This window comes from Halorubrum salinum, assembly GCF_024494575.1.
GTDB lineage: Archaea > Halobacteriota > Halobacteria > Halobacteriales > Haloferacaceae > Halorubrum > Halorubrum salinum.
The window spans coordinates 1-26,914 of record NZ_JANHDO010000005.1 but is presented as its reverse complement, the minus strand read 5'-3'; the positions used below and the strand labels follow the sequence as shown (position 1 = coordinate 26,914).

The window sequence follows — 26,914 nt, the reverse complement described above, 5'->3', positions numbered from 1 at the left end:
GATCGGTAGCGCACTTTTTCCGCCGCGAACTACGGTCGCTCCACGCCGGTGAACTCGAACCGAGCGCCGCCCGATGCGGACGTCGTCAGCGTCACCTCCCACCCGTGCGCCTCGGCGATGCTCTGGACGATCGCGAGCCCGAAACCGGTTCCCGCACCCGACGTCGAGTAGCCGCTCTCGAAGACGGCGTCCCGGCGGTCTTCTGGGATTCCGGGGCCGTCGTCTTCGACGTAAAACCCGTCGGGGAGGTCGCCGACGACGACGCGGTCACCGCCGTGTTCGGCCGCGTTCCGCAGGAGGTTCCCGAGGATCCGTTTGAGGCGACCGGCGTCCGCGAACAGCGTCCGGTCGGCCTCGACCGTGACGTCTATCGAGACGTCGCCTCCGGTCCCGGGTTCGTCATCTACCACGGGTCCGTCGGTGGGGCCGTCTATCGGACCGAACTCGTCTTCGGCGTAGCGCGTCGCCAGTTCGCCGAGGTCGATCGGCTCCGCGTCGTCGACCGCGTCCCCCTGCCGCGCGAGCGTGAGCACGTCCTCTATCAGGCGCTCCATCTCGTCGAGCGCGCGCTCGCACCGCTCGTAGTAGTCGTCGTTACCGGTCTCCATAGCGAGGTGTAGATACCCGGAGAGGACGTTGAGCGGGTTTCGGAGGTCGTGAGAGACGATGCTCGCGAACTCGTCGAGCCGCTCGTTCTCGCGTTCGATCCGCTGTTCGTACGCCTTCCGCTCGGAGATGTCGCGGCTGCTGGCGAGGAACCGCGACTCCCCCTGCACGTCGATGCGACGGACGTGGACTTCGACGGGCAGCGACGTGTCGTCGGCGCGGCGAAACGTCGTCTCTAACCGGACCGTCTCGCCGGTCTCCAGCCCCTCCCAGATCTCGAACGCCTCCGTCCGGTCCATCTGTTCGTCGACGTCCCAGACCGCGAGGTCGGTGATCTCCTCGTGGTCGTAGCCGAGTTCGGTGAGCATCGCCCGGTTCGCGTCGACTATCTGTCCCTCGTCGTCGTGGATGTCGATCATGTCGGGAGAGCCCTCGTAAAGCGCCTCCAACCGCGCCGAGGTGCGTTCGAGCCGCTGTTGGCGGCGGCGCTCTGCGGTCACGTCGCGGGAGATGCTGAGGACGCCGTCGAACTCGCCGTCGATGAGGAGCCGCTGCAGATCGTAGTCCACGATGGTCTCCGGCCGGTCCGGCAGGTCGAGTTCCACCGTTCCCGACAGCCGTTCGCGGTCACCCGCGACGAGATCGTCGAACGGATCGCCGTCCGCCGTCTCGCGGATCCGCTCTACGAGCAGGCTCTCCCGTCCGGTGAGGTCGTCCGGTGACGCGCCGTAGACCGACGCGACGCGGTCGTTCGCGAGCGAAAACCGTCCCTCTGCGTCGTACTCGCAGACGCTCTCTGGAAGCTCATCGAGCAGCCGTCGGTACCGTTCGAGCGCGCGCTCGCGCGCCTTCTCGTCGGTCACGTCGATGTGGATGCCGACGGCGCGTACCGGCTCGTCGCCGTCGCGCTCGACGACTCGCCCGCGGTCGCGGATCCACCGCCAGTCGCCCCGTTTCGTTCGCATCCGGTAATCGCACTGGAAGTGCGCCGTCTCCCCGGCCAGATGCGCTTCCAACGCCTCCCAGACCCGGCCGATGTCGTCCGGGTGGACGCGGTCCTCCCACTCCGAGAGATCAAAGGCGATCTCCGACGGATCGTATCCGAGCATCGCCGCCCAGCGGTCGTCGAACTGCACCTCGTCCGTGCGGACGTTCCAGTCCCAAACGCCGACGTCGGCACCCTCGAGGGCGAGCTGGAACCGTTCTGACAGCTCTTCTAACTCGCGTTCGCGCTCTTTCCGCTCTGTCACGTCTCGGAAGTACGCCGACAGCCCGGTCGGCGAGGGGTACAGGTCGATCTCGAGGTCGGCGTCGATCAGGTCGGCGTGATACTCGAAAGTCGACGACTCCCCGGTCTCCATCGCCGAGCGGAGTTCCGATTCGAGGGCCGTCCCGTCGAGTCCCGGGAAACAGTCCCAGATCCGCCGGCCGAGGAGGTCGTCTGCGTCCCGATCGAGGAGTTCGGATGCGTGGGCGTTGAGGTACGTGAGCCGCCAGTCGTCGTCCAGCCCGCAGAAGGCGTCGGTCATTCGATCGAGATGGTCCGTGAGCTGTCGTTCGGCGCGGGCCCGCGAGACGGCGTCTTCGATCCGAGAGACGAGCGTTTCGAACGGGTCCGAAAACTCCCCCTTCGGTACGTACTCGTCGACGCCCGCGGAGACGGCCTCGCTCGCGACGGTCGCGGACCCGTCTCTGACGAACAGCACGAACGGGAGGTCGCCGTGCCGGTCACGGACCGTTTCGAGGAGGCCGATACCGTGACCTTCGGGGAGGTCGTGTTCGCTGACGACGCAGTCCACACCCTCGTTATCGAGCGTCCGGAACACCTCGTCGGGGTCCGCCGTCGCCGTGGCCGTGACGCGAGGGTCGTGCCGGCCGATCGCCGTGGCGGTCGCGTCGGCGGCGCGTTCGTCTCCGGCCACCACGAGAACATCGATCGGGGACCCGGCCGTCGGTCTCGCGCCGGCCGCCGACCCCTCCTCTCGTTCCGTCATTCGATAGTGTCCACGGGACTCAAAATCATAATCGTTCGCATATCGCAGCCCGCGGGCGTCACCCGCCCGCGTAAGAGACCACCGCGCTGGAGGCGGCGTAGCCGATGGCGGCGACGACGCCGCCCGCCGCGAGCGCGAGCACGAAGTCTCTCCCGAGCGCGTACGCCGACAGGAACCCCACCATGCCTGCCCCGTTCGCGCACAGGAGCCGGAGAGTTCGGTAGTTCGGTGTCCGAGAACTCACGCTTACGTTACGCGACGCGACGACAAAAACACCGCGTTGTGGTCGCGGTGCGTGCTCGCGAGGGCCGCGGAGACGGCCGACGACGACGTCGGTGACCGCGACGCACCGGGGATCCGTTTAGGACGGATACCGCGGCACCTCCCGGTATGCGACGCCAACGGAGAGCCGGCCGGAACCCGGGGATCGGCGGCCGGTCCGAGGACGGCCGGCGGCGACCACGCGGCCGACACCGGACACACGGCCACCGACGGACCACCGAACGACGACGGACGAACGCCCGGAGACGGCCGACCGACCGCCGGCTCCGGTGCCGCTCGCGTGGTCGCCGCCGGTCCGGTCGGGCGCGGCCGCGGCGGAGACGAAGCGGCGGCCGGCGGCGCCGAGCCGTCCGAGCCGCGGCGTTCGCGCTCGTCGCGATCGGAGCGTCGATCCCGCCGGCCGCCGGACTCGCGGCGGTCGCGGTCGCCGGACTCGGGGACGGAGGTGGGAAGACCGGGGCGGCGGGCGGGTCAGACGCGCTCGCGGCGGGGGCCGGTTGGGGCGTCGTCGAGCCGACGGCGGCCTTCCCGATCTGGGCTGCCGGCGGTGAGTGGTCGCTCCTCGTCGCGACCCTGCTCGTGGTCGGCGGGTGGGTGGCGTCTGCGGCGACGGCGGTGCGAGTCGCCGCTCGGATGGCCGCGTTGCGCGGGTGAGCCCCACCGCGGTCTGTCGCGACGGGCGCAAGCGAACGGTTTTTGCATCGACCGACGGGAGGAGGGGTATGGACGAGGACACCCCCGATGACGGCGGGAACGAGCGCGCGGACGGCGAACCGAGCGAGGACGTCGCGCTCGACCCGTGGGGGTCGGCGTCGGTCGGCGACTACGCCGACCTGTTCGCGGAGTTCGGCATCGAGGCGTTCGACGACGTCGCCGACGACGTGACCGATCCGCACTACCTGATGCGACGCGGCGTCATCTTCGGCCACCGCGAGTACGGCGCGGTCGCGGAGGCGATGGCGAACGACGAGCCGTTCGCCGCGCTCTCTGGGTTCATGCCGACGGGCGATCCGCACATCGGCCACAAGCTCGTCTTCGACGAGATCATCTGGCACCAGCGGCAGGGTGCGGACGCCTTCGGGCTGATCGCGGATCTGGAGGCGCACTCCGCGCGCGGGATGTCGTGGGACGAGATCGACGAGCACGCCCGGAACTACTTGCTGTCGCTTTTGGCGCTCGGCTTCGACGCCGAGGAGGGAGAACTCTACCGGCAGTCCGACAACCGCGCGGTCCAAGATTTGGGGTTCGAACTCGGCTCGAAGGCGAACTTCTCCGAGTTCGAAGCGATCTACGGCTTCGACGGCGAGACGAACATCTCACACATGCAAAGCGTCGTGACCCAGACGGCCGACATCCTCTACCCCCAGCTCGTCGACGAGCCGAAGCCCACGGTGATCCCGGTCGGTCCCGACCAGGACCCGCACGTGCGACTCACTCGCGACCTCGCGACTCGGGTACGCTACTTCAAGGTGAGCGAGGCGTTCGCGAGCTTCGAGCTCGACGACGACGAGCGACGGCTCGTGCGGGCGGCGTACGACGCGCTCGCCGACGACGCCGACGACGCGGAGACCGACGTGCGCTGTGAGGACGCCGCCGACTGGCTCGCGGACTACGAGCCGCCAGAGGCCGACCGCGAGAGCGTGGACCTGACGGCGGCGAAGCAGAGCGCGCTGGACAAGCTTCGCGCCGGCGGGAAAGAACCGCTCCGGCCGCGAGTTCGCTTCTTCGATCGAAACGCCACCGAAGAGGCGTTCGAGGCGCTCATCGAGGCCGTCGACGGTGAAAAGCGCGTCTTCGAGGGACACGTCGACGCCTTCGATCTCACACGGGGCGAGGCCGAGTCGCTCGCGCGGGAGGTCGAGATCGATACGGGCGGGTTCGGGTTTCGGCAGCCCTCCTCGATCTACCACCGGTTCATGACCGGGCTCACCGGCGGGAAGATGTCATCCTCTGTCCCCGCGAGCCACATCTCGCTTTTAGACGACCCCGAGGACGGCTACGACAAGGTGAAGGCGGCGACGACGGGCGGGCGCGACACGGCCGACGAGCAGCGTGAAAGAGGCGGCGAGGCCGACGAGTGTCCCGTCTACGAGCTGTACGCCTATCTGCTCGCCGGCGACGACGACGAACTGACGAAGACCGTCTACTCCGAGTGCGTCAACGGCGAACGCCTCTGTGGCGGTTGTAAAGAACAGGCGGCCGATCTGATGCGCGAGTTCCTCGAAGACCACCAAGCGAAGCGCGAGGAGGCTGAGGCCCTGCTCGACGACCTCGATATCGATCTCGACTCGGACCGGCGCGGGACCGGCGGCGAACACTAGATACTACTTCGTTTCGGAACGTAGTTATTTACGTCCGCTCCGGATCGGCGTCGAATTAACCGACGGATTACTCATGCCGTAGTTAATTTCGATTTGCGGTTCTCGAAAACATTATGCGGGACCCCGCTCGAATAGGAGATATGACACGCGTGGGCGTCAACGGGTACGGTACGATCGGCAAGCGGGTCGCGGACGCGATCGCGGCCCAACCCGACATGGAACTCGTGGGCGTGACGAAGACCAGTCCCGACTACGGTGCGGAAGCGGCGATCCGGCGGGGGTACGACCTGTACGCCGCGATCGACGACCGCGCCGACGAGTTCGAGACGGCCGGACTCGGCGTCTCCGGGACTCTCAGCGACCTGCTCGACGGCGTCGACGTGATCGTCGACTGCGCACCCTCCGGGATCGGCGAACAGAATCGCCCGGTATACGAGGCACACGACGTCCCCGCCGTATATCAGGGCGGCGAGGACGCGGACATCGCCGACGCCTCGTTCAACGCCCGCGCGAGCGGCGACGAGGTGACCGGTGCGGACTCCCTCCGCGTCGTTTCGTGTAACTCCACAGGCCTCTCGCGCATCCTCGCGCCGCTCGACGAGGAGTTCGGGGTCGAAAAGGCTCGCGTCACGCTCGTCCGCCGCGGCGGCGATCCGAGCGAGACAGACCGGGGTCCGATAAACGACGTGATCCCGGACCCGGCGACGGTTCCCTCACACCACGGCCCGGACGTCAACGAGATCCTCCCCGACATCGACATCGACACCGCGGCGCTCAAAGCGCCCGTGACCGGGATGCACACCCACAGCGTCAACGTCACGCTCGAGGCGGAGCCGTCGGCCGCGACCGTCCGGGACTTGCTTTCCGAGCAGTCTCGCGTATTTCAGATCCCCGAACGCGCCGGTATCGACGGGGCGGGAACGCTCAAAGACTACGCCTCAGACCTGGGACGACCGCGGGGCGACCTCTGGGAGAACTGCGTCTGGGAGGAGTCCGTGAGCGTCGAGGGTCGGGACCTGTACCTGTTCCAGAACGTCCACCAGGAGGCCGACGTGGTCCCCGAGAACGTCGACGCGGTCCGCACGCTCGCGACGGACGTGTCCCGCGCGGAGTCGGTCGCCCGCACGAACGAGACGCTCGGAGTGGGACTCGACAGTCTCCTCTCCGATGGTGGCGCGGTGCAAGCGCCGATGGCGGCCGACGACTGACCGGATCTCCCTCTTAGACCGGCTACGGATCACGACCGGATGTTCGCCGGAGTGCCCACACTCGACGCCACTGTCGTCGGCGTGCTATGTCGTCGGCGTGCTATGTCGTCGGCGTCGTGACGAGGAACGCCCGGCCGCCGCGTCGCTCTAAGTGGACCTCGCTTCCGCGGACGCGGTTGGCTCTGATCCGGTCCGCGATGCGATCCGTTCGACAGTCGGTGACGTCCACACGCGTCGCGGTCGCGTACCGCGGGCCGTCATCGCTGCTCACGCTCATGTTCGACTCGAGGAGCGCACCACCAGTATAAGCGAGCCATCCGCAGAGTGAAACTGAAAGTGGTCGCGTCACGCCGTCTTCCGGAAGTGTGTAAGCCGACGCGTCGTCCGAACTCTCCGGCTACCGGCGGTTTCCGCCGTCGTCGTCCGCGACGACTCGGACCGCGAAGTAGTCGTACCCGCCGTACGCGACGTCGAGCGCTCCGATCCACCAGTTCCAGCGGTCGACGACCGACAGCCCGTCGGGCGCGTCTTCGAGGTTCGCGACCACCCCGGGCACGGTGAGCGCGTGTCCGCGGTCGCGAGAGGGTTGCCCCGAGTCGGCGAGGTCGGTCGCCGCGCGGGCGACGGCCCGTCTCGCTTCCGGGGTCCCACCGAACGCGTCCGCCAGTTCCCGTTCGAGCCGGCGCCTGTCCATGCCTCCGCTACGGTGGGGCGGTACTTGAGTCACAGCCGCGCCGCGAGCGCGAGAAACAGGAGGCTGAGGGGCGCGGTCAGGAGCGCCAGAAACAGCCCGGCGGCCCCCTCGCCGGACGCGACGGCGATCACGACGCCGACGACGAGCGAAGCCGACCCGAGCAGCGCGAGGGTGACGCGCTCTGGCACTGTCGCCCGCTCGGGGCCGTCGCCGCGAGAGAGTGCATCGTCGAGGGCCGATTCGACCGCGTCGGCCAGTTCGTCTGGAACGATCAGCCACGGCGTCGACCGGTACCACGCGTTCCCGCGGTACGCGAGCAGGAAGAGCGTCGTCTCCACTCCCGGGAGGTCGAGCCGACGCGTCCGGACGACGGCGCGTAAGTCGTCGCGTCGAGTTCGATCGGTCGCGTGGTTCTCTCGCTCGACCGTCGGTTCGTCCGGGTCAACGCGCACCGTCGTCCCCCCGGACCGGAGGAGCTGAGGAAGCACGAAGAGCACCGACGCGAGCGGCCAGAGCGCGCCGCCGACGTCCATCGGAACGGCCGCGAATAGCCCGACTGCGGCGACACCACCGCCGAGGATCCACCGCGGTCGAAGCGACGAGAGGTCGATCACCTCTCGCAGCGATCCGGACTCGGTCGACCACTCCGAGCGTGCGACTGCTACGACCGGCACCAGCGAGATCACCGTCGCCGCGACTAGGAGCACGCCGAGCGCGATCGCGGACGCTCCGATCGAGGAGGCGCTCTCGGCGCCGCCGGCCGTGAGTCCCCCCACGAGGGCGAGACCCAGCGCAGCGAGAGCCGTGACGACCGCCGCGGCGATCACGGCGGCGACCCCGAGGGTCACAGAACGGAGCCGGTCGTATCTGACCGGACCCCACTCGACCGTGCCGGTGGCCGCGCCGTCGACTTCTGGTATCTCGTCACGCGACGGGGCGGCGGAGCCAGTTCGCACGCTCGTCGTCGGGGCGCTCCGTCCGGAGGGCATACCACTCGTTTCGAGTCGGACCGACATAAATCGTGGTCGGGGCGTCGATGTCGGCTATGAGCCCGGAGAGCGTCGACGCCTCGACCGCCGGACCGCGAGAGGCTTTTGTACGCGCCCCGTGGAGGGACCGCATGACTAACTGGCGCGCCGTCGGCTACGGGTTCGTCGTGATGATCGTCGCCGGACTGCTCGCGACGTTCGCCCCGATTGTCGGTCACGTCGGGGCGGGACTGATCGGTGGATTCGTGGCCGGCTACGTCGCGGGCGGCGGACTCGGATCCGGCCTCTGGCACGGGCTGCTCGCGGGTTCCGTCGGCGGCGTCGTCGTCACGCTGACGCTGGCCGTGATCGGCGGGCTCGTCGGGCTCGTCGGTGGACCGCTCGGGAGCCTGCTCGGCGGTGCTGGCGTCCTCGTCGTGGGCCTCTTCGTAACCCTCCTACTCGCCGTCGACTCGGCGCTGGCCGGAGCGATAGGCGGCGTGCTCGGCGACTAGGCGACATCTGGGAGACGTGGACGACCCGCGCCAAGTGAAACGCTAGGAAAGGCGGGAAACGAACGAAGTGAGTGGACTCGCGGGGATTTGGACCAGAACCAGACGTGCTCGCTCGCTTCGCTCGCTGCGCGCGACTGGTAGGGTTCAAATCCCGCCCGCTGAGAATTTGCGCCACTCGCGATGGTGCTCGCGGCGCAGAATTATGGACTCGCGGGGAGAGCAGCTTCTGGGCGGTACCGTCTGTGTCGATGTGCTGCTGAGTGTAGTGTTTCATAGGTCCTTGATCAGGTCTCGTCGGTTCCGCATCTTCTCGCGCTCCGACCGCTCGTCGTAGTGCTGCTCGATCACGTCGCGCGAACTGTTCATCCGGTCCGAAACGACCTCCTCCGGCGTCCCGTCGCGGAGATGCTTCGTGATCGCACCACGGCGGATACCGTGTGGAGATCTCGACGACGGGCAATCGCGCAGCTGCTCGCGCTTCCGGAACTCGCAGGTGTTCGGATCCTCGTCGTGGGGACAGTCTCCCCATCGACAGGGCTGCGTCCACCGGTAGGCAGTCAGCCGAATCGGCGACTCTGACAGGCGACCATGCGTGCTCGCGAACAGCGGCTCCCGGCCGTACTCGTCGGTCACGTCCGGTCGGTTGTACTCGATGTAGTCTTGCAGGACACCAACATCGTACTCGCCGAGTGCGATCGAGCGCTCCGCTGCACTCCCGTTCTTCAACGGCGTCCCCTGATCCGGTCGGTGACAGATATCGAGACAGCGTTCGTCGGTGTCCAGATCGTCGACATCGAACGACCGGAGCGTACCGAGCCGGATTCCGGTGTGCCAGAGGATCGAGAGAATCGCGTGTTCGCGGCTGGCGTACCGGAACTGCTCCAAGTACGTCAGCATCTCCTCGGCGTTCGCTTCTCCGAGCTTCTCGTTGCGAGAGATCTCTTCGGAGTTCAGCTTAGGAACTCGAACGCGCTCTCGAAGCCCCTCCTCGACAGCATCGATGCTCGCACAGAACTCCAAGAAGACCCGGAGCGTTGCGAGGACACCCTTCAGCGTGACCTTCGCGACCTCATCGTAGTCGTCGCCTTCGCCGTCCGACCGCCAGATCCGGAACTCGTGGATCGTCCGCCCGGTGACCTCGTTCATGTTCTCGATACCCTGCTCGTCACAGAACGCGATCCACGAGTCCAACCGGTAGCGGTGGTTCTCCTGGCTCTTCTCCGACAGCTCCATCTCTCGATCCGCGAGGTAGAGGCGCACGGCTTCGCGCGGCGTAATCGGCTGAAGGTCGCTCACCGCTCACCTCCGAGCGCGCGGATAGCGTCTTTCAGCATCTCCTCGTCCGCGCCGTTCGCGAGTTCGACAAGCCGCTTCACCAGCAGGTCAGCCTCACTCGGTGTCGGCGGGTCCGGCCACGGCGTCCCGCGGACCTCCGTCCAGAGCAGGTACATCACATCCTCATCGAACTCGACTTCGAGCGGACCCTCCGCCGTGATCAGCGTGAGGACGTAGCCGTCGGCGTCGACCGCGGGCCCGTACGTTACCCCCGTCAGTGGGCGCTCCGCGTCGACGACACGGTGCTCGACTCCGTGTCCGCTCATCGCTCTCCCTCGTCCACCATGATGTCCGAGAGATCACCCGCGTCCGCGCCGTCGCTCTCGGCTTCCATCTCCTCGGTGAACGTCTCAACCTCCTGCCGGAACAGGCGGAAGAATTCGCGAGTCGAGTCCTCCGACCGCACCTGCGAGTGCTGCTTTGTGATCGCGTTCACCATCGACTCGAAGACCTGTCCCTCGTCTTCGAGCACGTTGATCCCGTCCGAGAGACGCCGGTACGCGAGTGCCTTCTGGAACATCTTCGTGTTCACGACCGCCTCGATCTCCTCGTCGCTCAGCTCGTCGAGGTCGATCACGCCGACTCACCTCCGTCGACGCGCGGGATCATCGCCCACTGGAGGCGCTGGTCCATCGCGATCGCGACGCCGCCGAGCCTGCCCACGTCCGGGTAGAAATCGGCGCTCGCGACCTGCGGCGCGTCTTCTGGATCGCGACACCACTCCGGCGTCAGGTTCTCCTCCGCGTTCTGGAGCAGCACCTCCGGGAAGCGGTTGAACAGCCGGCGCTCGATCTCCTCCATGTCGATCTCGGGCGAGATCTCCTCGACCGTCTCCTCGCCGAGCGCCTCCTCATCGATCCACGCGTGCAGACCCTGCTTGTTCCGGTGCAGCGTGATCGGCACCTCGACGACCCGCGGCTCGTCGCCGTCTGCCGCCGCTTTCGCGAGCTGGTGCGCGACCATTCCGGCGTGCTCGTTGTCCGCCATCACGCACCTCCGTCGACGGCGACGTCCAGGTGGTCACGACGCTCCGCGAGCAGCCGGAATCCCGACTCGGTGACGCGGTAGGAGTTCGACCGATCGTCGATCGTGCCCTTCTCGATGAGCCCGCTTTCCGCGAGATCGTCGAGGTTGGGGTAGAGCCGGCCGTGGTTCACCGCCTCGCCGCAGATGTCTTCGAGGCTGTCCTTGATCGCGAGCCCCTTCACGTCCGTGAGCGAGGCTTCGAGCCGCGCGGTCACGGTCAGGAGATCGATTTGGAATGTCGACAGATCGGTGTGGTGTGGCGTGCTGTGCGTGTCGGTCGTGCCGCTAGTCGTGGAACTCATTGGGTTAGGTACTGCGAGGTAGTTCGGCCGAGCGCGTCGACGATGTCGCTCGCGGGGACACCGCTGACATCGAGGCCGCACGGGGACAGCATGGCGCGGCGGCCGCCGTCGAGCGCGTGGCTCGCGAGCGGTCGACCGCAACCCGGACAAGCGTCGCTGTCGCCGTTGAGAACGATACCGCCAACCGCCGTGCCGGGACTTTGATATGGTCCCGACGGGTTTGCTGACATGGCTTTCGTGCCTGACTCACGGAAGCCCACGCGGACCCGAGTCCCTAGCTCGGGGTCCGCATTTGTTCTGCGAGAGGACCCATCGGCGAGCGACGGGTCCGCGAGAGTGCTTCCGTAGCTACACCTTCTGGAGGGTAGGGACTTAACTGTTAGGCTATTCAACCTAATAACTGAGTCATATGAGTTATTCAGCGTCCAGAACCTCCCCTAATAAGCGGTATGAACCGAGTTATCACCCGAAATGCGACCGCGACCGTCGTGGATGACTCTAAGTGATTCCGTCGTGCTTGAGTTCCTAGCACGGCACGATCTGGAGCTTCCGCCCAAAGCCCTCCACGCGAACCTACGCCGGCACGGTCACGATATCGGATACTCGACGGTACAACTGCGCATCTCCGAGCTCGAAGACCACGGTTTCGTCGATAAAGCCGATTCCGGGTACTACCAAGTCTCTGAGAAAGGCCACCGCTGGCTCGACCACGATCTTCCCGAAGACGAACTAGATAATAACGAGTAGAGGTCTCTACGAATCCTCCAGCCGTGGACCCTCGTTCGTCGCTGACAAGATCGACTCTCAAGAGATCGAGTGACCTCACATCCGTTCTCTTTCGAACCGAATGCCGATATCGACCAGTTGATCTGCTCAGTGTGAGCGTTTCCGTGCCGCTCCGATCGAGTGCCTTTATAGGTGATACTTCCCTTCCGGATGATATGTCGTGTTGGACTGAGGAGGTGACCGCGTGAATGACTTCATTTGCTCTCTCAGTCCTAGAGATCACCGCAATTTCCGTTCCCCTAGTCGCAATTCTGGTGATCCAGATCCTCCGTACGGACGAACTGAACGAGTTCGTTCCCGATGAGCTTCTGAGGTATGTGAATCGGCTTCTTATTGCGACGAGCTTGCTCTTCGTACTGGCAATCGTCTCTTCAATGAGCCTCGCGTTTGAGTCTGGACTCTCTCTGCTTGGACTTGCGAGCGTGACATTCCTTGGGGTAGGGTTGTCTCTGTTGGCGATCGTGGTGCTGTTCTTCCCGCTGGTGGCGCTGACCCTCTTCGGAGAAGAGACGGAACAAGCGACGCTCTCGGAGACGGCTGACGAAGGGGATAATCGTGAGGAAGATTTAGGACCCCAGCGAAAAGAGGGATCAACTGAGAAGACAGCCGAACCGGAATCAGAAACGTAGATTCGGGTCGGCTGAAGAGCCCGACCATGGCGATAAAGACGCTCAACCCGCGCGATATCGACGAACTGTTCCAGTCGGTAGTCTGGGCAGCGTCGATCCTCGCTGGTGGAGTTGTTCTCCTCGCAATTGGGGCGTTTACTGGGGTTAGCGCGGTGAATTTCGTTGGGTACCTGTCCATCGTCATTTCGATTCTGATCCTCATCTTGGCTAGCCGGCCAGCTTGGAGATAGCTGTCTCAACGAGGCGGTCTCACCGACCTGTAGCGACAGAACGCTTATTCCGTGATGACCACTACCACCACCTATGAGCACAGGACGCGAGATCCGCCTGATCGAGGAGGATGACGGCGGTTGGTCGGCGATCGACCAGGAGTTAAACGTCGCCAGCCAAGGCGAGACGCGCGAGGAGGCGCTCGCGAACCTCGACGAGGCGGTCAAACTAACCGAGGAGGCCCGCGAGGCGGACACGCCCGCACCGGAACCGGACGCTCCCTGGTTCGAGGGATGAGCGGTCCGCCGCGAAACTTCTCCGGCCGAGAGATCGTCAACGTCCTCACCTCGTTCAACTACCGCAAGGACCGTCAGCGCGGGAGCCACGCAGTTCTGAAGTACACGAACTCCGACACCGGCGAGGTCCGAACCGTCACCGTCCCGTTGCACGACAGGGTGAAGATCGGGACGCTTCAGTCGATCGCCGAGCAGTGCGGCGCGGAGGACTTCGACGCGTGGTGCTACTGGATCGACGAGCATCGCTGACACGCTCACACATCCACCTGTCCGGTTCGAACTGCCCGAATCCCGATCCGCGAGAGGGTGGGCTCGATCCACTCGGGCAGCTCTCCGATCTCCCAGCGCGAGTACGCGATCTCGTCGCTGATCGCGAACTCCCACGTGTCGTCGTTGCCGTCGACGACGATGCGGCTGTCCGGGTCGTCGAAGATGATCACACTGACCGCGTCGACGTCGTCGTCTTCGGGGTCGATTCGGATGAGGTCACTCGCCTCGGTCGGCTTCGAAGGTGCTCGACTCATACAGCAAAGCCGACACGAGATTCAGTAAAAGCGGAACCGGGGAGCATATCGAAAGACGACTCGAAACGTCGATTTTCAGCGCGTAGGTACACTGAAGCCGCCCGCATCGGCGAAATATCGAATATATCGAAAGCGACGCCGTACAGCGATTATCGGAATATCGAAAGACGAAGACTGAGAAAAAACGTCGGTGAATCAGAAATGTATTTAATCCAGAATATCGTTCGGTTTTTCTCTCTTCTCATCTTGTGATTCACTCTCTGAATCATCTGCCGATTCACTTTCTGAATCGCCTGCGGATTCAGTCTCGGACTTGTTTTTTGACCCACCTTCGGCAAGTGTTTGCACAGGCCCTGCTAGAAATACTGCCCACATCGTCCAAGCGGTCAATTCCATGACCGCATCCTGTGAGATCGTGTTTGTCTGTGCTAGTGTGAATAGTGCCGTGAGATAAATTATGAGAAATATATTGTGCCGATTCCGCGGCGAGACTAGATTAGTGACGAATCCCCAAATTTCAGACATAACCATTATCTAACGAAACATTATCACGAACTAAAAGGGTTCCACTTTTTGAATCAATGGACTACTGCTGGAAGTCAGGGTTCGCTGTATCGGTACCGGCGATCGCGAGTCGAGCCGGTCGACTCGATCAGCTCGTAGTGTTCCAGCGATTGCAGGTACTTCCGTCGCGTGCTCTTCACACGAGGATCGGCGACACGCTCCTCGTAGCGCCGGTGTAGCTCCGAGGCGCGAATCTCTCCGGCGTCCTTGATGATCTCGTAGAGGTGTCGCTGGTGCGTCCCGAGCGTGTCAACGTGGCGCTCGTGGATCTCCTCGCGGGCCTCCCCACGGACCGGCTGCACGTTCTCGACGGTCAGGTTCTCGTCGCCGTGCTCGACGGCGTCGCGGACCGCCCGCCTGAGTAGCGTGATCGCGTGGCGGGCGTCGCCGGCCGCGATGTCGGCGATCGTCTCGACGGCCTCCTCCTCGACGACGCCGGTCGCGAGAGCGGCGTCGATCCGGCTCCAAAGGATATCAACGAGTTCGTCATGGTGGTAGCGTTCGAGACTCACTTTCGTCGCGCCCCGAATTCGAGAGGCGACGCGCGAGTCCAGGTCGGCGAAGAAGTCGTCCTCGTCGACGCAGATGAGAACGAGGGTGACGTTCGGGATCTCCCAGAGCGCTTGGATAGTCTGTTCGTCGTCGAGGACATCGACCTCGTCGACGATCCCGACGAAGTGCTCGTCCAAGTCACGGAGGCGATCGAACATCGTCGACGTCGGCGTGCCCTTCTTCCGGAGATCGTTCGCGCGGCCGGCGTCACGCACGAGTGAGTAGACTACCGACGACATCGACGTCTCCGAGATGCAGTTCACGTACCCCCAGCGGATACCGAGGACCTCCTGGTCCAGCTGGCGGACGATGTAGTTCGCGATCGTCGTCTTGCCGGTGCCGCTGGAGCCTGTGATCATTACGGTTTCCGCTCCGAGACCGTGCGCGAGTGGCTTCAGCTGAGCAGAGAGATGCTGGAGGTGTCCCTCTCGGTGGTGGAGTTCCTGTGGGACCCAATTTTCCTTGAGGACACGGGCGTTTTGGATCACGCCTCGCCGTTCTCGATTCGGTGACTTGTAAGCGAGCCGTCCGGAGTGAAAGTAGTCAGTCCATCTGAATGCTGGGTTGAGGAACGTTGATGTTTATCCCTCTCTTCGGAACTTGGATCGTCTGTCTCGGGACGACCTGAAGACCAATACAGTAGCAGAACAATACCCCGAACACGGCATCTAAGATTTCAACAGCGACGCCTACGACTTCATCTATCTGCGAAAGGATTAGACCAAGTAATGGGACTAACGGCCGGACTGCACTACGTGGGGGCTCGACATCTTTCAACCAGTGAGCGATATTCGGAAGTGGCGCTGGTCCATCATCGTCGACGTACACGGTGCGTCCATCACGTTCAATCCAAGTCATATGTGCCTCTAACTCGGTATCACGTATAAACCTCCGATCGCGCGGAACGTCCGGGAACTGGGAGAGAACCGGACGGGAGCACATCTAAACCCATCCTGAGAGTTCGATGAAAATAATAGAATATGTTAATAGCCGAAAGTATTAGCACCCTGGACATAATACACCCCATAAGCACGCTTCGTCAAATATCGACTCGGGACCCGCTAATAAGAACAATGGCTGATATCTCCGATGGATACCGTTTAATTGACGGCTTATGCTCTAAGATCCTCGGAAATAGCTATTCAACGAACTCTGGGAGTATGTATACGAACTCTATTATCACGAAACGATTTGTCCATTCTGAGATCCTAACGGCCCCGAATTTCTCCACCAACTATCTACTTAGGCTAGTATTTGACTGGAAAGTACCCATAAACAGTGCCTCTCTAAATATAATCCACTCTGACACTGATCGCAAGTCTTGGTGTTCATAATGGAAGATCTCGTTCAAGATGCCCTCGACAACGCGGAGGCGGAGAAGCGCGAGATGGACGCCAGTATGGGTGACGACGAGTTCGGGGACCCCCGGATCGTCATCATCGGTGCCGGTGGCGCAGGAAACAACACGATCAACCGTCTGTACAACATCGGCGTCGACGGCGCGGACACGGTCGCGATCAACACCGACAAACAGCACCTCAAGATGATCGAGGCCGACACCAAGATCCTCGTGGGCAAGTCGCTCACGCAGGGGCTCGGTGCCGGCGGCGACCCCAAGATGGGCGAGCGCGCGACCGAGATGGCCCAAGGGACGATCAAAGAGGTGCTCGGCGACGCCGACCTCGTCTTCGTCACGGCCGGGATGGGCGGCGGCACGGGGACCGGCGCGGCTCCCGTCATCTCGAAGATCGCGAAAGACCAGGGCGCTATCGTCGTCGGGATGGTGTCGACGCCGTTCAACGTCGAGCGAGCCCGCACGGTGAAAGCCGAGGAGGGGTTAGAGGACCTCCGCAACGAGGCCGACTCGATCATCGTCCTCGACAACAACCGGCTCCTCGATTACGTGCCCAACCTGCCGATCGGGAAGGCGTTCTCGGTGATGGACCAGATCATCGCCGAGACCGTGAAGGGGATCTCGGAGACGATCACCCAGCCCTCGCTCATCAACCTCGACTACGCTGATGTATCTACGATCATGAACCAGGGTGGCATCGCCGTGATGTTAGTCGGCGAGACACAGGGCAAAAACAAGACCCAAGAGGTGGTCAACGACGCGATGAACCACCCGCTCTTGGACGTCGACTACCGCGGCGCGAGCGGCGGGCTCATCCACATCACGGGCGGCCCAGACCTGACGCTGAAGGAGACAGAGGGAATCGCGAATAATATCACCGAGCGGCTAGAGGCGGACGCCAACGTCATCTGGGGCGCGCGTATCCGGGACGAGTATAAGGGGAAGGTCCGTGTCATGGCGATCATGACGGGCGTTCAGAGCGCGCAGGTGCTCGGCCCCTCCACGCAGAAGCAGGCCGACAAATCACGAGCAGCAACAAAGAGAGAAACAGATGTTGAAACTCGGATGGATACAGCGGTAGATGGCGGAGAAGACGATGATAGTGATGACGGAGTTGACGTAGTTTGATAAGCTATTCAGGATACTATTTATCAAACCAAATCACATACATAATTAAAACCACATAATTATTTGGTTGAGAGTGAAAAAACAAGTAATTATTTAGACTAATTAAACTGAATCTCAGGGATATATCAGAGGACAACTGTTTTGTAACGTGTCAAGAAAGACATTGAGTATGGGTGAGGATGCGGCTGAGGATCCGGATGTTCATTTTGGCGCGACTGATGATCATCCAGCTGAGGTTGACCAACTTGGATTTCAGCCATATGTGACTGCGGTCAAATATTTCCTCACAAATGATGAAACGGAACCACCACTTACACTTTCTGTAGAGGGCGAATGGGGGAGTGGAAAATCATCTTTCATGAGTCAACTTCGACGAGAGTTGGAAGAAGAGGGAGAAACAACTATTGAATTCAACCCATGGAAGCATGAGCAGCAAGAGGCACTATGGGCATCTTTTGCACTAACATTTGTAGAGTCTCTCAAAAGTAGTGTTCCATGGTACAAGAGACCAGGGAAGTTTGCGATGATCAGTTGGCGCCGGCTTCTCTCTGAAACTAGCAACGGAGCACTAGCGAAGTTCGCAGCCATTCTTGCAATTTCAGTCGTTGTGGTTCTGAGTGGGCTTTGGTTTTGGTTAAACATCGGTATCGAATGGGTTAGCGCGAGTTCGGCAACGACAGGGTTAAACCTGCGATTCTGGCTAGGAACTAGTGGCGTTGTCGTCAGTATTCTTGCAACTGTAGATCTCAGCCGACGTGCGTACGGGGTATGGGCAACGTCTATAAATAGATCTTTTAAAAAACATTTAAACGACCCTTCCTATCGGGAACGGACGGAGTTTCTACAAGCGTTTCAGTCCGATCTTGAACGCATACTGGACACATATGCTGGTAATGATCCAGTTTACGTTTTTATGGACGATGTAGATCGATGTACCGTTCCAAAGGCAGCTGATTTGATGCGATCGATTAATCTAATGGTATCAAGCAATTCAGATCTCATCTTTATTATTGGATTAGATCGAGAGCGTGTTGCCGCCGGAATTGCTGCAAAGCACGAAACATTACTTAATCATATTAATGATGAGACAGAAGATGAGGCGATCGATTTCGGGTATCAGTATCTTGAAAAATTTATCCAAATACCATTTGTAGTCCCGGAGCCAAAAAAAGAAGACATCCAGAAACTTGTGCGGAGAGATGTGCTTAATAAGGAAATAACAAAGCACAATACAGGTGGAGATAATATCGAGTCAATCTGGCAAACAGAACTCTCACCGAGGTTTAAATCATCACTTGATGACGTGGTAAAGATGGCGGCACCGGCTCTTGAAAATAATCCGCGACAAATAAAAAGATTCATTAATTTATATCGTCTTAGGGCGGTTCTTGCGGAATCAGAGGGACTACTTGCAGGAAAAAATGAAGAACCAGCAGGGGATATGATAACACTCTTTCAACTTGCGAAGTTTGTCGTAATAAGTATTCAATATCCTACGTTTGTAACCGTCGTGGCAAACGATCAAACTGCTCTTAAACGGATGTCTAAGTTTGCTAATGACAACGAAGGAGATGTTTCTGAACATGAAGTACTGCAAGATTGGGGGAGTGTAGACCCACTTCTTGACCTACTGACGTACGGGGAAGGTGATCAATATCGAATGGATCAAGTTTCAGTTGTAGATCTCCAAAAGATCTCACCACGTGTTGATCGACCAATAGATACTGATCAGGAAGAGTCAGAGAAAACTGTCCAGATTGCATTCTTTGATAGCGCAGAATATGATCCTGATAAAATTCAATCGCAATTGCGGTCCGTCTCAGAAACGTTAGAGTTGGATCTACAACTAACTGTTTTTGAAAATGCGAAAGAGAAGCCGATTGCAGAGGTTGACGAGCTCTATTATTGTTTTATATGGATTGTTGATCCATCGCTTCTTGCAAAAACTTGGTTCCAGCGTCTTCGTGAAAATGCGCCAGAACAACTACAGGTTATCTCTCTAAGCCCTAACACGGAATTTATTGATTCACCGACCCCTCAAGATTTCTGGTCTGTTGATGGGCTTGACGAATTAACAGATGTTCTCAAACAGCGATTACAAACAATTGACGCTACTGATATGAGTGGGGGTTCCCGTTGGGAAGAATGGCAACGTTCCCTTTCGGGTCTTCAGAGTACTGACGACACTGAAATTATCGAATAAAAACCTCTATTGAGTTACTCGGAGAATTACAAATCGGGCTTTCGATCTAACATCTTGACAGGAAGACGTAATAGCACGATGGCGAGAAGCAGGCCCTTCTCGCCCCACTGGCGAGTAGACCTCATTTTTAATAGAACTAGGTGTGCCGGCGTCGATATGGGAAGCTCAACTGCCACCAATAGTATCGGACAGGACACTTTACGGCGGTAGCCTTTTCTCTCTTGTTTGTTCAGTCGTATAACAAATGAGCGGAGATAATCAACAAGAGAATGATGATCGTGAGAAGGGCTCAGTATCTGAAGAGGCGCTAAGACTAGAGTACGAAAACGCCAAACAGCGCCTAAGTACTCAGAAAGAGAGTATCAAGTCCTTTTCTAAGGAGGGAACGCGCTATTTTCAACTCGTTTTGATTCTTGTTGGAGTACCTGTTACATTACTGAGCGCCTTTGAGCCGACATCTCTTACCAGACTTGGAAGTTTGGTTCTGTCAGACAGATGTATATTTGATAGCGGGGGTTGTATTCCAATAAGATACCTTACAATAAGTGGATTCACATGCTTACTGATAACTGGTCTCGTTAATATAGGAGCAGGCGGGTATGAGGCATACAATACGCGTAGTATTTCCAACCCAAGCGACATACATGACCTAACTTCATTTGAAGATTCAACTCAAGAATATCTAAAGTCTCGACTTGAGGATTATAGAGATCGAATCGAACACAACGATCGACTAATCTTCTCTCTGGATCGGTGGCTAATGATTGGCAAGTTAGGACTTACTCTTTCAATGATGATCCTATCGGTGGTGGCATATACTCTCGCAGCAGGAGATACGGCCTCACCAATTGAGTTATTGGGTATCTTCTTTGGCATTGGAATGGTGTACCGGTTGTTGCTTCTTATTTTGCCTGAGAGCGTTTCTAACAGGGGCTCTATGCTAAGATTTGATCCGCCATACAGCCTTGAGTACATGAAAGAAATAGAGAAAAGAGATAAGGACACATCCAACAGTTCAGCAGTAGACGAAGAGGGTGAGTAGATATATCGCAACAACGCGATCCAATAGAATAATATTGGTTATCCATCATCAAGCACTAACTCCTACAAATGGCCGAGGTAACATCCGCGGGAAAGATTTTACTCATCACCGCTTTTGCGGCGGGGGCGAGCATCGTACCGGCCTTCGCGATTATGAACCGCTTCATACGCGAAAAAGAATCCAACTGGAGTACAAACCGTGGAATCGGTGTCATGATCATTGCCGGTCTACTATTCTCTGGAATGCTCACGGTCAATGGAATTGCTAATACATCGTACGCTCTTCTATCAACTGAAGCATTAGTTAGCCTCCTGATGATGCTCGTCGGCTCGTTCATCGGAATGGTAGTGATCGGAGCGTTCCTTGCGTACCCGCTCCATTGGTTCTTACAGTGGCAGGAACCGCCCGATGTGGTCAAAGAGTTTCAGCCATAATCACGCTGTATTCAAGAGAAGTGCTGAATCGCGCCGACAGGTGAGTGGTTCATCAGTACCTGTCCGGGAACTGGGAGAAGATCGGACGGCGTAGTTCGACATCAGGTGCGGATGAACTACTCTTTCAAATCCTCTGCCCAAAGCTCACTCAGACTAGCCTTCGGTGCTTCCTCGATGAGTCTCCGTTTCGCATCAACTGCGTTCGATATTGCGTTCAGCCGGTCAACATCAAGTTGTTCGTGCTCCTCATCGAATTCACCAGTCGCTATTCTCGCAGCCATCTCATTTATCGCTTTGTCGAGTGACTGGATCGTCTCTTCAATATTCAGATCATCTTTCACCGCTATGTCTGGATCTGCCATATTCTCTCAGATCATATCAAACGAATTAATATTTTGTGGCACGTCGATCATCAACAGCTGGACTCAGACATGGCGAGAAGCAGGTTCCTACCGCCCAAACAGCTCCCCCAAAATATTATACTGATAGTGAGGCAAACAAACAGCTATGAACGTCTCACTGACCGGTGCCAACTGCGGCTCCTGCGATGAACAGGGAACACTAGTTCCTGTGAATATTAGTGATCTAAGTAATGATGCGAACAGTGAAGACTGGGTTATTTCATGGAAATGTTCTTCCTGTGGTTCTGAAACCTCGTAGAGTTTTATGCGAAGTGTCTGAGCTTGATGTCCGACAATACGGAGAGAGTCGGACAGTTACAGGTCTGATACGGAACAACACCTCCGGATATTTTCAGACAGCAAGGGGGCTCAAGAGAGCTGTCGAATCAAGATCATCATCTGCTCAACTGTTTTGAGACATGTGGTGTGGAGTGTATCTGAGACTGATATGCCACTACAGGAGGGTTTCATACGCCTGCTGGACCTCCTCAAATTCTTCTCGTGTCCCACCTTGATCTGGGTGTACATCTGTCATGAGACTGCGATAGGCATCTTTAATTTCCGCATCGGACGCTCCAGGCGACAGGTCAAGTACATCTAATGCGTCTGCGCGGTCATATTCATTCACGCCAGTCGCTTCGTTGATGAGCTGCTTACACCGTGGACAACACTGAACTGTCTCTCCAGTAGGTGTTTCGACGGTCTCTAACTCAACTTGGAAGTACTGTTCACACACCATGCAGTAGGAGCCCGTGTGGTGGTTGTGAGAAGACGAACTGGTTCCGTTTGATTGCGAGTGAGACCTTCCACGCTGAGTTCGCTGGTTCCGCTGGCTCGAACGCGCACCAGTCTGGGACTGAATTGGAGGCGCTAGCCGAGAGTGAGAGAGCATTTCACGAAGCGTCTGGCCGTCGATCAACTCCATCTGATCGCCGTAATCCTGACTTGCATCGCGAGCGGTCCCAGTGAAGTTACTCGAAGTAACAACGACAGCTTTGTCAGCACCGAATTGGTCTCGGACTCCTGCTGTCTGCTGAATTGTCGGGCGTCCGATCTTGTTACCTGGAGAGTACTGCTTGACCTGAATGATGAGTTTCTCGCCATCATCAGTAGCAACGACGTCGATCCCACCGTCGCTTCCTTCCTCTGTCACCTCCGTCGAGTAGCCTAGATCCGAATACAGATCAGCAATCAAATGCTCAAACTCGTACGGAGAGTACGCGTGTAGGTGTTCGGCTTTCCACACGCCGCGTTTGAGATTTTGAAGATTCGTTGCGATTGCCTGCATCTCATTGACATCGATAGTCGCGAGAGCCTGCCTGATTGAGGCAGTGACCTCATCTGCAGTAAATCCGGTGTGAGAATAGTCGATATCGGTACGCGCCTGCTCTGCCTCCGTGGCTGCCGTGAGGAGTGAATCGAGCGTTTCGAATAATGGGACTCCAGAATCTGTCTTCATCGGGTCTGACTGAAGTGCTTGATTCAGTTGATCTCGGATTGGCGAGAGGTCATATGTCTCTAAGTGACGGCGTGAATTCGCATAGGTGGTTAGAGACTCCAGCCCAGCCTGCACATAGGCATCGACAGTGGCCGGCGTTTCAGCCGTCGATTGAACAGTAGTTATTGAAGAGTCGAAGCGGCTGAGATCGATTTTGCCCATTGGAAGTGCATCTTTGACCTCTGTGTACTGTTGTGTTCTTGAAATGGCCTGTCGACAGCGCGTAAGTGTATTCTCTTCGACTGTACCATCGGTAGTCAGTTGTTCTTCAAACTCTTTCCGCCACTGTTGTGTGTTGAGTTCGCCGGCAACCGACTCGAGTTCCGACGAGATCGTCTTCAAGTCAGTATGGACGTTATGAAGGCTTTCAAGCGTCTGTATGAGCGAACTATAGTCATCCTGCTGTGTTGCAAGCATTCGGAGTGCAGGGCCGAAGCGTGACTGCTGGATACTCTCCTCGGCAACCTGTGCCTGATCGAGAACTGCGTTCGGTGAAAGGCCTGCAAGCGCGCCTGATTCAATGGGATACTCATCTTGGAGCTGATCGAGTGCTGACTCTAATCGGCGGGCTTGCACTCTCTTGCCAGTTGTCCGAGCGCCACCGTACACGGCACCACCCGTTAGGAGTGTTGCTGTGGCTTCAACAGCCCCCTTGCGTTGATTCGCACTGTCAACGGCTGTCATCGCCTCCTGATAACGATTGTTCTCAATAGCGGTCTCTGCCCGCGAAAGGGCATTTTTTCTCCCGAGTAGGTTTGCGACTGCTGCTGTAGCAGTTCCTAGGCCATCGGTGTCTCGGGCGCGTCCTAATGCTGTCAGTGCCTTCCCTCGTTGTCCGGTATATCTAGAGACCCAATTATGAGAGAACAAATACAGATCTTCGTCGCTATATCGGATGAAACCATCACCATGCGGATGAGAATCTTCCCAGACAATCTCACCTGTTCCCGGATCGAGCGCGTAAAAATTTCCACCGTACGCGCCGATGAACACGAGGCCACCTGTATGTGATATATCGTATGGTCGGATGGTGGTATTCGTCCACGCTACCTCGCCAGTGGCGTACTCGATCGCTTGGATCTGGTCACCCGTTCCTACGAAAAGATGTGTCGGTCCAGCGTCATAATCTTCTACCTTCGGACCGACGTTTACCGTCCATTCTTCCTCTCCAGTATTCGCGTTGATCCCTCGGATTGCGTCGTCTCGAGTGTGCGCTACAACGAGATCGAACGGTGTTGAACGGATATTCCACACCTTGATATCTGGTGTTTTCCATTCGACATTTCCAGTCTCGATATCTCGAGATACTACCCGTCCGCTGGTGACAGTATAGTCACCTCCCTCACGGTACTCACTCCCCGCAATGTGGATGATTGAATCACCTTCCACATACGGTGATCGAAAGGATTCACCATTGACAGCCCACTGCTGGTTCCCGTCTGAGTCTAATAGTGTGAGCCGTCCATCCTCATAGGTATAGTCGCTCGGTCCGCTATCTCGGGAGGTCGCATTATATTCGTGGATTAAGAACCCATCTCGAGCCCATGCTGGGTCGCCAACGATATCCATGTCTGTGGTGTACTCCCACAGTGTCTCTGTCGCCATTTCAGCTGCTGGGTAGGCCTTGATATCAGAGAGTACTGAGACAACGAGTGTATCGTCAGTGACGACTGGTGGGGAAACGTAATTCCTTGCTGTCAACTCCCAGCGCTTAGAGCGGTCTTTTATATCATACGCGACAATCTTCGCTGGGTCAAACTCGGTTTCTTCCAACTTGAGGTAGTACGTATCACCGACTTGTGATCCGGGGGAAACTCTCGGACCACCAACCGCCTGAGAATCAGCGAACCCAAAGGTCCACTGCTGTTCTAGTGGGAGTCCGATCTCGTATTCTGAAGCGGAGTCGTCAGACTGCGCGGTAGCTGTCGTCACATTACCGCCTGTAGCTGTGAGCGCAGCGGTAGCAGTCAATACGTCCCGGCGAGTTGGAGAAAAAAAGACAGCACCATCGTCGTCATTCATATGATATGTAGCGATTACGAATTGATTTAATCGTAACGTATTTTCTAAGCCATGAACAGCTTTGCTGATTAACTAGTGTCCGAGAGTGAGACGAGAGTCGGACGCGATCGTGCTCGAACCCGCCCCGATCACGCCGGGAACCCACCTCGACCCGCACCTTTATGTCCGGTTGACGCACCAGCCGGACGCGATGAACCTACGACCTCACGACGAGCAGGACGGGAAGAAGGTGTGGCTCTCCGAGAGCGAGGTCTCGAAACTCGAAGCCATCGCGAGCGACACCGAGCAGACGATCGCGTTCGGCCTCGGCGCGCGCTCCGGCTTGCGCTCGAAGGAAATCCTCGACGTCGCCCCGCAGGATGTCGTCGAGACGGACGCCGGCTGGGTGGTCCGGGTCTGGGAGGGGAAGGGCGACAAGTTCCGCGAGACGCCGATCCCGAGCGACCTCGCGATGCGGATCGAAACGATCGGCGACATGCGCGACGCCGCAGGCGACGAGCCGGTGCTCTCGATCTCGTCGACGCGCTCGCTCCGGCGCTGGCTCCAGGACGCCCGCGAGCAGCTCGCCGACCAGGAGGACGAACGCGGATGGCTGTTCCTCAGTACGCACGACCTCCGGCGAACGTGGGCGAGTGCGCTCGCGGATGCGGAGGTGGACCCGCTGCTCGTTCTCGACTGGGGCGGCTGGGAGGACCTAGAGACGTTTCTAGATCACTACAACGGGACCTATAGCCCGGCGGCACAGCGCCGAGCGCGGGAGAAGGTGGAATGGCTCTGATGGTGGCAAATTCTTTAATACGATACCGGTTCTATTCAGAATCGCCTACGGGTGGAGACGCCGGTTAAGGGCGTACTCCACTACCTCAACATCTCGACCAGCTTTGCTGCTGTTCTCATCGTTTCCAGCACGAGTTTTGCTTCTCGTACTCGGTCGAGATGGGTTTGTTCCTCGTCGTCTTTATCGGAGTCTTCCTCCGATTCGTTAGCGTTGTCACTCATTGGGAGCGAACGCGCAAAACCCGCCGATACCCTGCCTACGGGTGGAGACGCCGGGTTTCTACGCATCAACGCCTTCGACGCTATCACCTAAAAAGGCTCGTGCAAGGGGTGCAAAGGCAAAGTCTTGCTCAGTCCGCCTGCGGTACGAACCGCCTCGCATCGAGATCGAGGGCGCGCTGCGCGGCCAGCCGTTCGACGAAGTCACACCGGGTCAGCTCGGGAAGCGTGCCGTCATCTTCAGGGATACGAACCACGTATGTCCGGCGACCCATCCGTTCGACATCGAGGTGCTGTTCGTCCGGAATCTCGCCGTCGTCGAGAACGTCGTCTTTCTGGAGTTCGTCGCGCGGGAGGGTGACAACACCCGATCCACCGTGGTCTTGGAGCTTCTGCATGGGCTGGCCGACCTGTCTGGGTTACTTAAATCTATGCCTGACATGGCTTCGAGGTTACTCTGTTCCATTTCAGCGGTGGGTTAAACACGGGGGGACAGGTCGCGCGTCTATCGGCCGCTCCGGCCGATAGACAGAGATGACCGACAGAGACCGGGTGAAAGAGACCCCCGATCCCTCCGGTAACGCGGAGGCCGACCGCAGCGAAGTACAGCACTTCCGAGACTGGCGACACGTCAACACCACCGATGCCTGACGGCGAGGTCGCCGTCCGGCAGAACGGCCACGAACACGCAGTCGACGCGCCGGACCTCGACGGTCAGGTGCTCGTCTGCCTCGACCACGGCCACGTCGAGGTTCCGGCAGGGCTCGACGTTCGGTACCAGGAGGACGCCGATGACGATCTCGAAACGGATGGCGGGGTGACCGCCGACAGAACGTCCGTCGAGATGCGCGGTGCTGGTATCGGTGGCGAACTGGCGATGTGGGCGCTCGTCGCGTCTGGGCTTCTGCTTATTTCGTCTGGTTACCTCTTCGGTGTCGACTCCACTGGGTCCGGACTGATCGCTGGAGCCGGCGGGATACTGCTCGCGTTCATCGCGGGTCCGGGATACTGGAGTGATCTCTCG

Annotated in this window: 32 protein-coding genes; 15 read left to right on the top strand and 17 right to left on the bottom strand. The window is 59.1% G+C overall.

All coding sequences use genetic code 11. The features are described 5' to 3' along the window. Positions 1-29 precede the first annotated feature (29 nt). The gene (locus NO930_RS12380) at positions 30-2,600 is read right to left on the bottom strand and encodes a PAS domain S-box protein (protein ID WP_256403699.1); all 2,571 of its coding nucleotides are present in this window, start codon (positions 2,598-2,600) and stop codon (positions 30-32) included. Between the two features lie 58 nt (positions 2,601-2,658). After that, a complete protein-coding gene (locus NO930_RS12375; protein WP_256403698.1) occupies positions 2,659-2,844 on the bottom strand; it encodes a hypothetical protein in 186 nt (61 codons plus the stop codon). Between the two features lie 146 nt (positions 2,845-2,990). On the opposite strand from NO930_RS12375, the gene NO930_RS12370 reads away from it, so the two are divergent. The 3 genes from NO930_RS12370 to NO930_RS12360 all read left to right on the top strand — a co-directional run bounded on the left by NO930_RS12370 (position 2,991) and on the right by NO930_RS12360 (position 6,411). Then, the gene (locus NO930_RS12370) at positions 2,991-3,536 is read left to right on the top strand and encodes a hypothetical protein (protein ID WP_256403697.1); all 546 of its coding nucleotides are present in this window, start codon (positions 2,991-2,993) and stop codon (positions 3,534-3,536) included. A 68-nt stretch (positions 3,537-3,604) separates the two neighbouring features. Next, entirely contained in the window at positions 3,605-5,203 is a 1,599-nt protein-coding gene (locus NO930_RS12365; protein ID WP_256403696.1) for a tryptophan--tRNA ligase, read from the top strand. Between the two features lie 140 nt (positions 5,204-5,343). Further along, positions 5,344-6,411: a type II glyceraldehyde-3-phosphate dehydrogenase gene (locus tag NO930_RS12360; protein WP_137784497.1), complete on the top strand. Its 1,068-nt coding sequence runs from the start codon at positions 5,344-5,346 to the stop codon at positions 6,409-6,411. Positions 6,412-6,511: 100 nt separating this feature from the next. Here the strand turns inward: NO930_RS12360 and NO930_RS12355 are convergent, their stop codons facing one another. From NO930_RS12355 to NO930_RS12345, 3 genes are all read right to left on the bottom strand, one after another. Continuing rightward, positions 6,512-6,688: a hypothetical protein gene (locus tag NO930_RS12355; RefSeq protein WP_256403695.1), complete on the bottom strand. Its 177-nt coding sequence runs from the start codon at positions 6,686-6,688 to the stop codon at positions 6,512-6,514. Between the two features lie 120 nt (positions 6,689-6,808). After that, on the bottom strand, positions 6,809-7,138 hold the full coding sequence (locus NO930_RS12350; RefSeq protein ID WP_486608172.1) for a WNWW family protein: 330 nt from the start codon (positions 7,136-7,138) through the stop codon (positions 6,809-6,811). Beyond that, entirely contained in the window at positions 7,135-8,094 is a 960-nt protein-coding gene (locus tag NO930_RS12345) for a hypothetical protein (RefSeq protein ID WP_256403693.1), read from the bottom strand. The genes NO930_RS12350 and NO930_RS12345 overlap by 4 nt, the downstream gene beginning before the upstream one ends. Positions 8,095-8,225: 131 nt before the next feature. Here NO930_RS12345 and NO930_RS12340 point away from each other — a divergent pair, with 131 nt between their 5' ends. Next, complete coding sequence (locus NO930_RS12340; protein WP_256403692.1) at positions 8,226-8,588, top strand: DUF5518 domain-containing protein; 363 nt, start codon at positions 8,226-8,228, stop codon at positions 8,586-8,588. A 270-nt stretch (positions 8,589-8,858) separates the two neighbouring features. Here NO930_RS12340 and NO930_RS12335 read toward each other — a convergent pair whose 3' ends face one another. Genes NO930_RS12335 through NO930_RS12315 form a run of 5 tightly spaced genes read right to left on the bottom strand, consistent with a single transcriptional unit; the run spans position 8,859 to position 11,251 of the window. Continuing rightward, positions 8,859-9,884 carry a tyrosine-type recombinase/integrase gene (locus tag NO930_RS12335; protein WP_256403691.1) on the bottom strand — a complete coding sequence of 342 codons (1,026 nt, stop codon included), beginning with the start codon at positions 9,882-9,884 and terminating at the stop codon, positions 8,859-8,861. Continuing rightward, a complete protein-coding gene (locus NO930_RS12330; protein WP_256403690.1) occupies positions 9,881-10,189 on the bottom strand; it encodes a hypothetical protein in 309 nt (102 codons plus the stop codon). Before NO930_RS12330 ends, NO930_RS12335 begins: the two co-directional genes overlap by 4 nt. After that, positions 10,186-10,500 carry a hypothetical protein gene (locus NO930_RS12325; protein WP_256403689.1) on the bottom strand — a complete coding sequence of 105 codons (315 nt, stop codon included), beginning with the start codon at positions 10,498-10,500 and terminating at the stop codon, positions 10,186-10,188. Before NO930_RS12325 ends, NO930_RS12330 begins: the two co-directional genes overlap by 4 nt. Further along, positions 10,497-10,910 carry a hypothetical protein gene (locus NO930_RS12320; protein WP_256403688.1) on the bottom strand — a complete coding sequence of 138 codons (414 nt, stop codon included), beginning with the start codon at positions 10,908-10,910 and terminating at the stop codon, positions 10,497-10,499. The genes NO930_RS12325 and NO930_RS12320 overlap by 4 nt, the downstream gene beginning before the upstream one ends. After that, the gene (locus NO930_RS12315; protein WP_256403687.1) at positions 10,910-11,251 is read right to left on the bottom strand and encodes a PadR family transcriptional regulator; all 342 of its coding nucleotides are present in this window, start codon (positions 11,249-11,251) and stop codon (positions 10,910-10,912) included. The genes NO930_RS12320 and NO930_RS12315 overlap by 1 nt, the downstream gene beginning before the upstream one ends. Before the next feature lie 492 nt (positions 11,252-11,743). Here NO930_RS12315 and NO930_RS12310 point away from each other — a divergent pair, with 492 nt between their 5' ends. From NO930_RS12310 to NO930_RS12290, 5 genes are all read left to right on the top strand, one after another. Next, the gene (locus NO930_RS12310; protein ID WP_256403686.1) at positions 11,744-11,998 is read left to right on the top strand and encodes a winged-helix domain-containing protein; all 255 of its coding nucleotides are present in this window, start codon (positions 11,744-11,746) and stop codon (positions 11,996-11,998) included. A gap of 227 nt (positions 11,999-12,225) precedes the next feature. Next, positions 12,226-12,666 carry a hypothetical protein gene (locus NO930_RS12305; RefSeq protein WP_256403685.1) on the top strand — a complete coding sequence of 147 codons (441 nt, stop codon included), beginning with the start codon at positions 12,226-12,228 and terminating at the stop codon, positions 12,664-12,666. A gap of 26 nt (positions 12,667-12,692) precedes the next feature. After that, positions 12,693-12,896: a hypothetical protein gene (locus NO930_RS12300; RefSeq protein ID WP_256403684.1), complete on the top strand. Its 204-nt coding sequence runs from the start codon at positions 12,693-12,695 to the stop codon at positions 12,894-12,896. A gap of 73 nt (positions 12,897-12,969) precedes the next feature. Then, positions 12,970-13,173 carry a type II toxin-antitoxin system HicB family antitoxin gene (locus NO930_RS12295; protein ID WP_256403683.1) on the top strand — a complete coding sequence of 68 codons (204 nt, stop codon included), beginning with the start codon at positions 12,970-12,972 and terminating at the stop codon, positions 13,171-13,173. Further along, positions 13,170-13,421: a type II toxin-antitoxin system HicA family toxin gene (locus tag NO930_RS12290; RefSeq protein ID WP_256403682.1), complete on the top strand. Its 252-nt coding sequence runs from the start codon at positions 13,170-13,172 to the stop codon at positions 13,419-13,421. Before NO930_RS12295 ends, NO930_RS12290 begins: the two co-directional genes overlap by 4 nt. Positions 13,422-13,426: 5 nt before the next feature. Here the strand turns inward: NO930_RS12290 and NO930_RS12285 are convergent, their stop codons facing one another. The 4 genes from NO930_RS12285 to NO930_RS12270 form a co-directional block, all read right to left on the bottom strand. Next, on the bottom strand, positions 13,427-13,696 hold the full coding sequence (locus tag NO930_RS12285; RefSeq protein ID WP_256403681.1) for a hypothetical protein: 270 nt from the start codon (positions 13,694-13,696) through the stop codon (positions 13,427-13,429). Positions 13,697-13,903: 207 nt separating this feature from the next. After that, positions 13,904-14,227: a hypothetical protein gene (locus NO930_RS12280; RefSeq protein WP_256403680.1), complete on the bottom strand. Its 324-nt coding sequence runs from the start codon at positions 14,225-14,227 to the stop codon at positions 13,904-13,906. Positions 14,228-14,295: 68 nt separating this feature from the next. Continuing rightward, entirely contained in the window at positions 14,296-15,300 is a 1,005-nt protein-coding gene (locus NO930_RS12275; RefSeq protein ID WP_256403679.1) for a Cdc6/Cdc18 family protein, read from the bottom strand. 55 nt (positions 15,301-15,355) lie between these two features. Beyond that, the gene (locus NO930_RS12270; RefSeq protein WP_256403678.1) at positions 15,356-15,670 is read right to left on the bottom strand and encodes a hypothetical protein; all 315 of its coding nucleotides are present in this window, start codon (positions 15,668-15,670) and stop codon (positions 15,356-15,358) included. A gap of 475 nt (positions 15,671-16,145) precedes the next feature. Here NO930_RS12270 and ftsZ point away from each other — a divergent pair, with 475 nt between their 5' ends. The 4 genes from ftsZ (at position 16,146) to NO930_RS12250 (ending at position 20,973) form a co-directional block, all read left to right on the top strand. Beyond that, entirely contained in the window at positions 16,146-17,294 is a 1,149-nt protein-coding gene (gene ftsZ, locus NO930_RS12265) for a cell division protein FtsZ (RefSeq protein WP_256403677.1), read from the top strand. A gap of 169 nt (positions 17,295-17,463) precedes the next feature. Then, a complete protein-coding gene (locus NO930_RS12260; protein ID WP_256403464.1) occupies positions 17,464-19,497 on the top strand; it encodes a KAP family P-loop NTPase fold protein in 2,034 nt (677 codons plus the stop codon). A 244-nt stretch (positions 19,498-19,741) separates the two neighbouring features. Continuing rightward, a complete protein-coding gene (locus tag NO930_RS12255; RefSeq protein WP_256403465.1) occupies positions 19,742-20,539 on the top strand; it encodes a hypothetical protein in 798 nt (265 codons plus the stop codon). A 68-nt stretch (positions 20,540-20,607) separates the two neighbouring features. Beyond that, positions 20,608-20,973 (top strand): hypothetical protein, encoded by a 366-nt coding sequence (locus tag NO930_RS12250; protein ID WP_256403466.1) that lies wholly within the window; start codon positions 20,608-20,610, stop codon positions 20,971-20,973. A 116-nt stretch (positions 20,974-21,089) separates the two neighbouring features. Here the strand turns inward: NO930_RS12250 and NO930_RS12245 are convergent, their stop codons facing one another. Both NO930_RS12245 and NO930_RS12240 read right to left on the bottom strand, forming a co-directional pair. Next, a complete protein-coding gene (locus NO930_RS12245) occupies positions 21,090-21,335 on the bottom strand; it encodes a hypothetical protein (RefSeq protein ID WP_256403467.1) in 246 nt (81 codons plus the stop codon). Between the two features lie 493 nt (positions 21,336-21,828). Further along, entirely contained in the window at positions 21,829-24,894 is a 3,066-nt protein-coding gene (locus NO930_RS12240) for a restriction endonuclease (protein WP_256403468.1), read from the bottom strand. A gap of 190 nt (positions 24,895-25,084) precedes the next feature. Here NO930_RS12240 and NO930_RS12235 point away from each other — a divergent pair, with 190 nt between their 5' ends. After that, a complete protein-coding gene (locus NO930_RS12235; RefSeq protein ID WP_256403469.1) occupies positions 25,085-25,672 on the top strand; it encodes a site-specific integrase in 588 nt (195 codons plus the stop codon). Positions 25,673-26,021: 349 nt separating this feature from the next. On the opposite strand, the gene NO930_RS12230 is transcribed toward NO930_RS12235, so the two are convergent. Beyond that, entirely contained in the window at positions 26,022-26,288 is a 267-nt protein-coding gene (locus NO930_RS12230; RefSeq protein ID WP_256403470.1) for a DUF8053 family protein, read from the bottom strand. 245 nt (positions 26,289-26,533) lie between these two features. On the opposite strand from NO930_RS12230, the gene NO930_RS12225 reads away from it, so the two are divergent. Further along, the coding region (locus tag NO930_RS12225) for a hypothetical protein (protein ID WP_256403471.1) at positions 26,534-26,914 on the top strand (381 nt) is incomplete at its 3' end.

Coding starts and splice junctions, on each gene's coding strand:
- NO930_RS12380 (WP_256403699.1), bottom strand. CDS start 2,600: ATGACGGAACGAGAGGAGGGGTCGGCGGCCGGCGCGAGACCGACGGCC.
- NO930_RS12370 (WP_256403697.1), top strand. CDS start 2,991: ATGCGACGCCAACGGAGAGCCGGCCGGAACCCGGGGATCGGCGGCCGG.
- NO930_RS12365 (WP_256403696.1), top strand. CDS start 3,605: ATGGACGAGGACACCCCCGATGACGGCGGGAACGAGCGCGCGGACGGC.
- NO930_RS12360 (WP_137784497.1), top strand. CDS start 5,344: ATGACACGCGTGGGCGTCAACGGGTACGGTACGATCGGCAAGCGGGTC.
- NO930_RS12355 (WP_256403695.1), bottom strand. CDS start 6,688: ATGAGCGTGAGCAGCGATGACGGCCCGCGGTACGCGACCGCGACGCGT.
- NO930_RS12345 (WP_256403693.1), bottom strand. CDS start 8,094: ATGCCCTCCGGACGGAGCGCCCCGACGACGAGCGTGCGAACTGGCTCC.
- NO930_RS12340 (WP_256403692.1), top strand. CDS start 8,226: ATGACTAACTGGCGCGCCGTCGGCTACGGGTTCGTCGTGATGATCGTC.
- NO930_RS12330 (WP_256403690.1), bottom strand. CDS start 10,189: ATGAGCGGACACGGAGTCGAGCACCGTGTCGTCGACGCGGAGCGCCCA.
- NO930_RS12320 (WP_256403688.1), bottom strand. CDS start 10,910: ATGGCGGACAACGAGCACGCCGGAATGGTCGCGCACCAGCTCGCGAAA.
- NO930_RS12315 (WP_256403687.1), bottom strand. CDS start 11,251: ATGAGTTCCACGACTAGCGGCACGACCGACACGCACAGCACGCCACAC.
- NO930_RS12310 (WP_256403686.1), top strand. CDS start 11,744: ATGACTCTAAGTGATTCCGTCGTGCTTGAGTTCCTAGCACGGCACGAT.
- NO930_RS12305 (WP_256403685.1), top strand. CDS start 12,226: ATGACTTCATTTGCTCTCTCAGTCCTAGAGATCACCGCAATTTCCGTT.
- NO930_RS12300 (WP_256403684.1), top strand. CDS start 12,693: ATGGCGATAAAGACGCTCAACCCGCGCGATATCGACGAACTGTTCCAG.
- NO930_RS12295 (WP_256403683.1), top strand. CDS start 12,970: ATGAGCACAGGACGCGAGATCCGCCTGATCGAGGAGGATGACGGCGGT.
- NO930_RS12290 (WP_256403682.1), top strand. CDS start 13,170: ATGAGCGGTCCGCCGCGAAACTTCTCCGGCCGAGAGATCGTCAACGTC.
- NO930_RS12285 (WP_256403681.1), bottom strand. CDS start 13,696: ATGAGTCGAGCACCTTCGAAGCCGACCGAGGCGAGTGACCTCATCCGA.
- NO930_RS12280 (WP_256403680.1), bottom strand. CDS start 14,227: ATGGTTATGTCTGAAATTTGGGGATTCGTCACTAATCTAGTCTCGCCG.
- NO930_RS12270 (WP_256403678.1), bottom strand. CDS start 15,670: ATGACTTGGATTGAACGTGATGGACGCACCGTGTACGTCGACGATGAT.
- ftsZ (WP_256403677.1), top strand. CDS start 16,146: ATGGAAGATCTCGTTCAAGATGCCCTCGACAACGCGGAGGCGGAGAAG.
- NO930_RS12260 (WP_256403464.1), top strand. CDS start 17,464: ATGGGTGAGGATGCGGCTGAGGATCCGGATGTTCATTTTGGCGCGACT.
- NO930_RS12255 (WP_256403465.1), top strand. CDS start 19,742: ATGAGCGGAGATAATCAACAAGAGAATGATGATCGTGAGAAGGGCTCA.
- NO930_RS12250 (WP_256403466.1), top strand. CDS start 20,608: ATGGCCGAGGTAACATCCGCGGGAAAGATTTTACTCATCACCGCTTTT.
- NO930_RS12245 (WP_256403467.1), bottom strand. CDS start 21,335: ATGGCAGATCCAGACATAGCGGTGAAAGATGATCTGAATATTGAAGAG.
- NO930_RS12240 (WP_256403468.1), bottom strand. CDS start 24,894: ATGAATGACGACGATGGTGCTGTCTTTTTTTCTCCAACTCGCCGGGAC.
- NO930_RS12235 (WP_256403469.1), top strand. CDS start 25,085: ATGAACCTACGACCTCACGACGAGCAGGACGGGAAGAAGGTGTGGCTC.
- NO930_RS12230 (WP_256403470.1), bottom strand. CDS start 26,288: ATGCAGAAGCTCCAAGACCACGGTGGATCGGGTGTTGTCACCCTCCCG.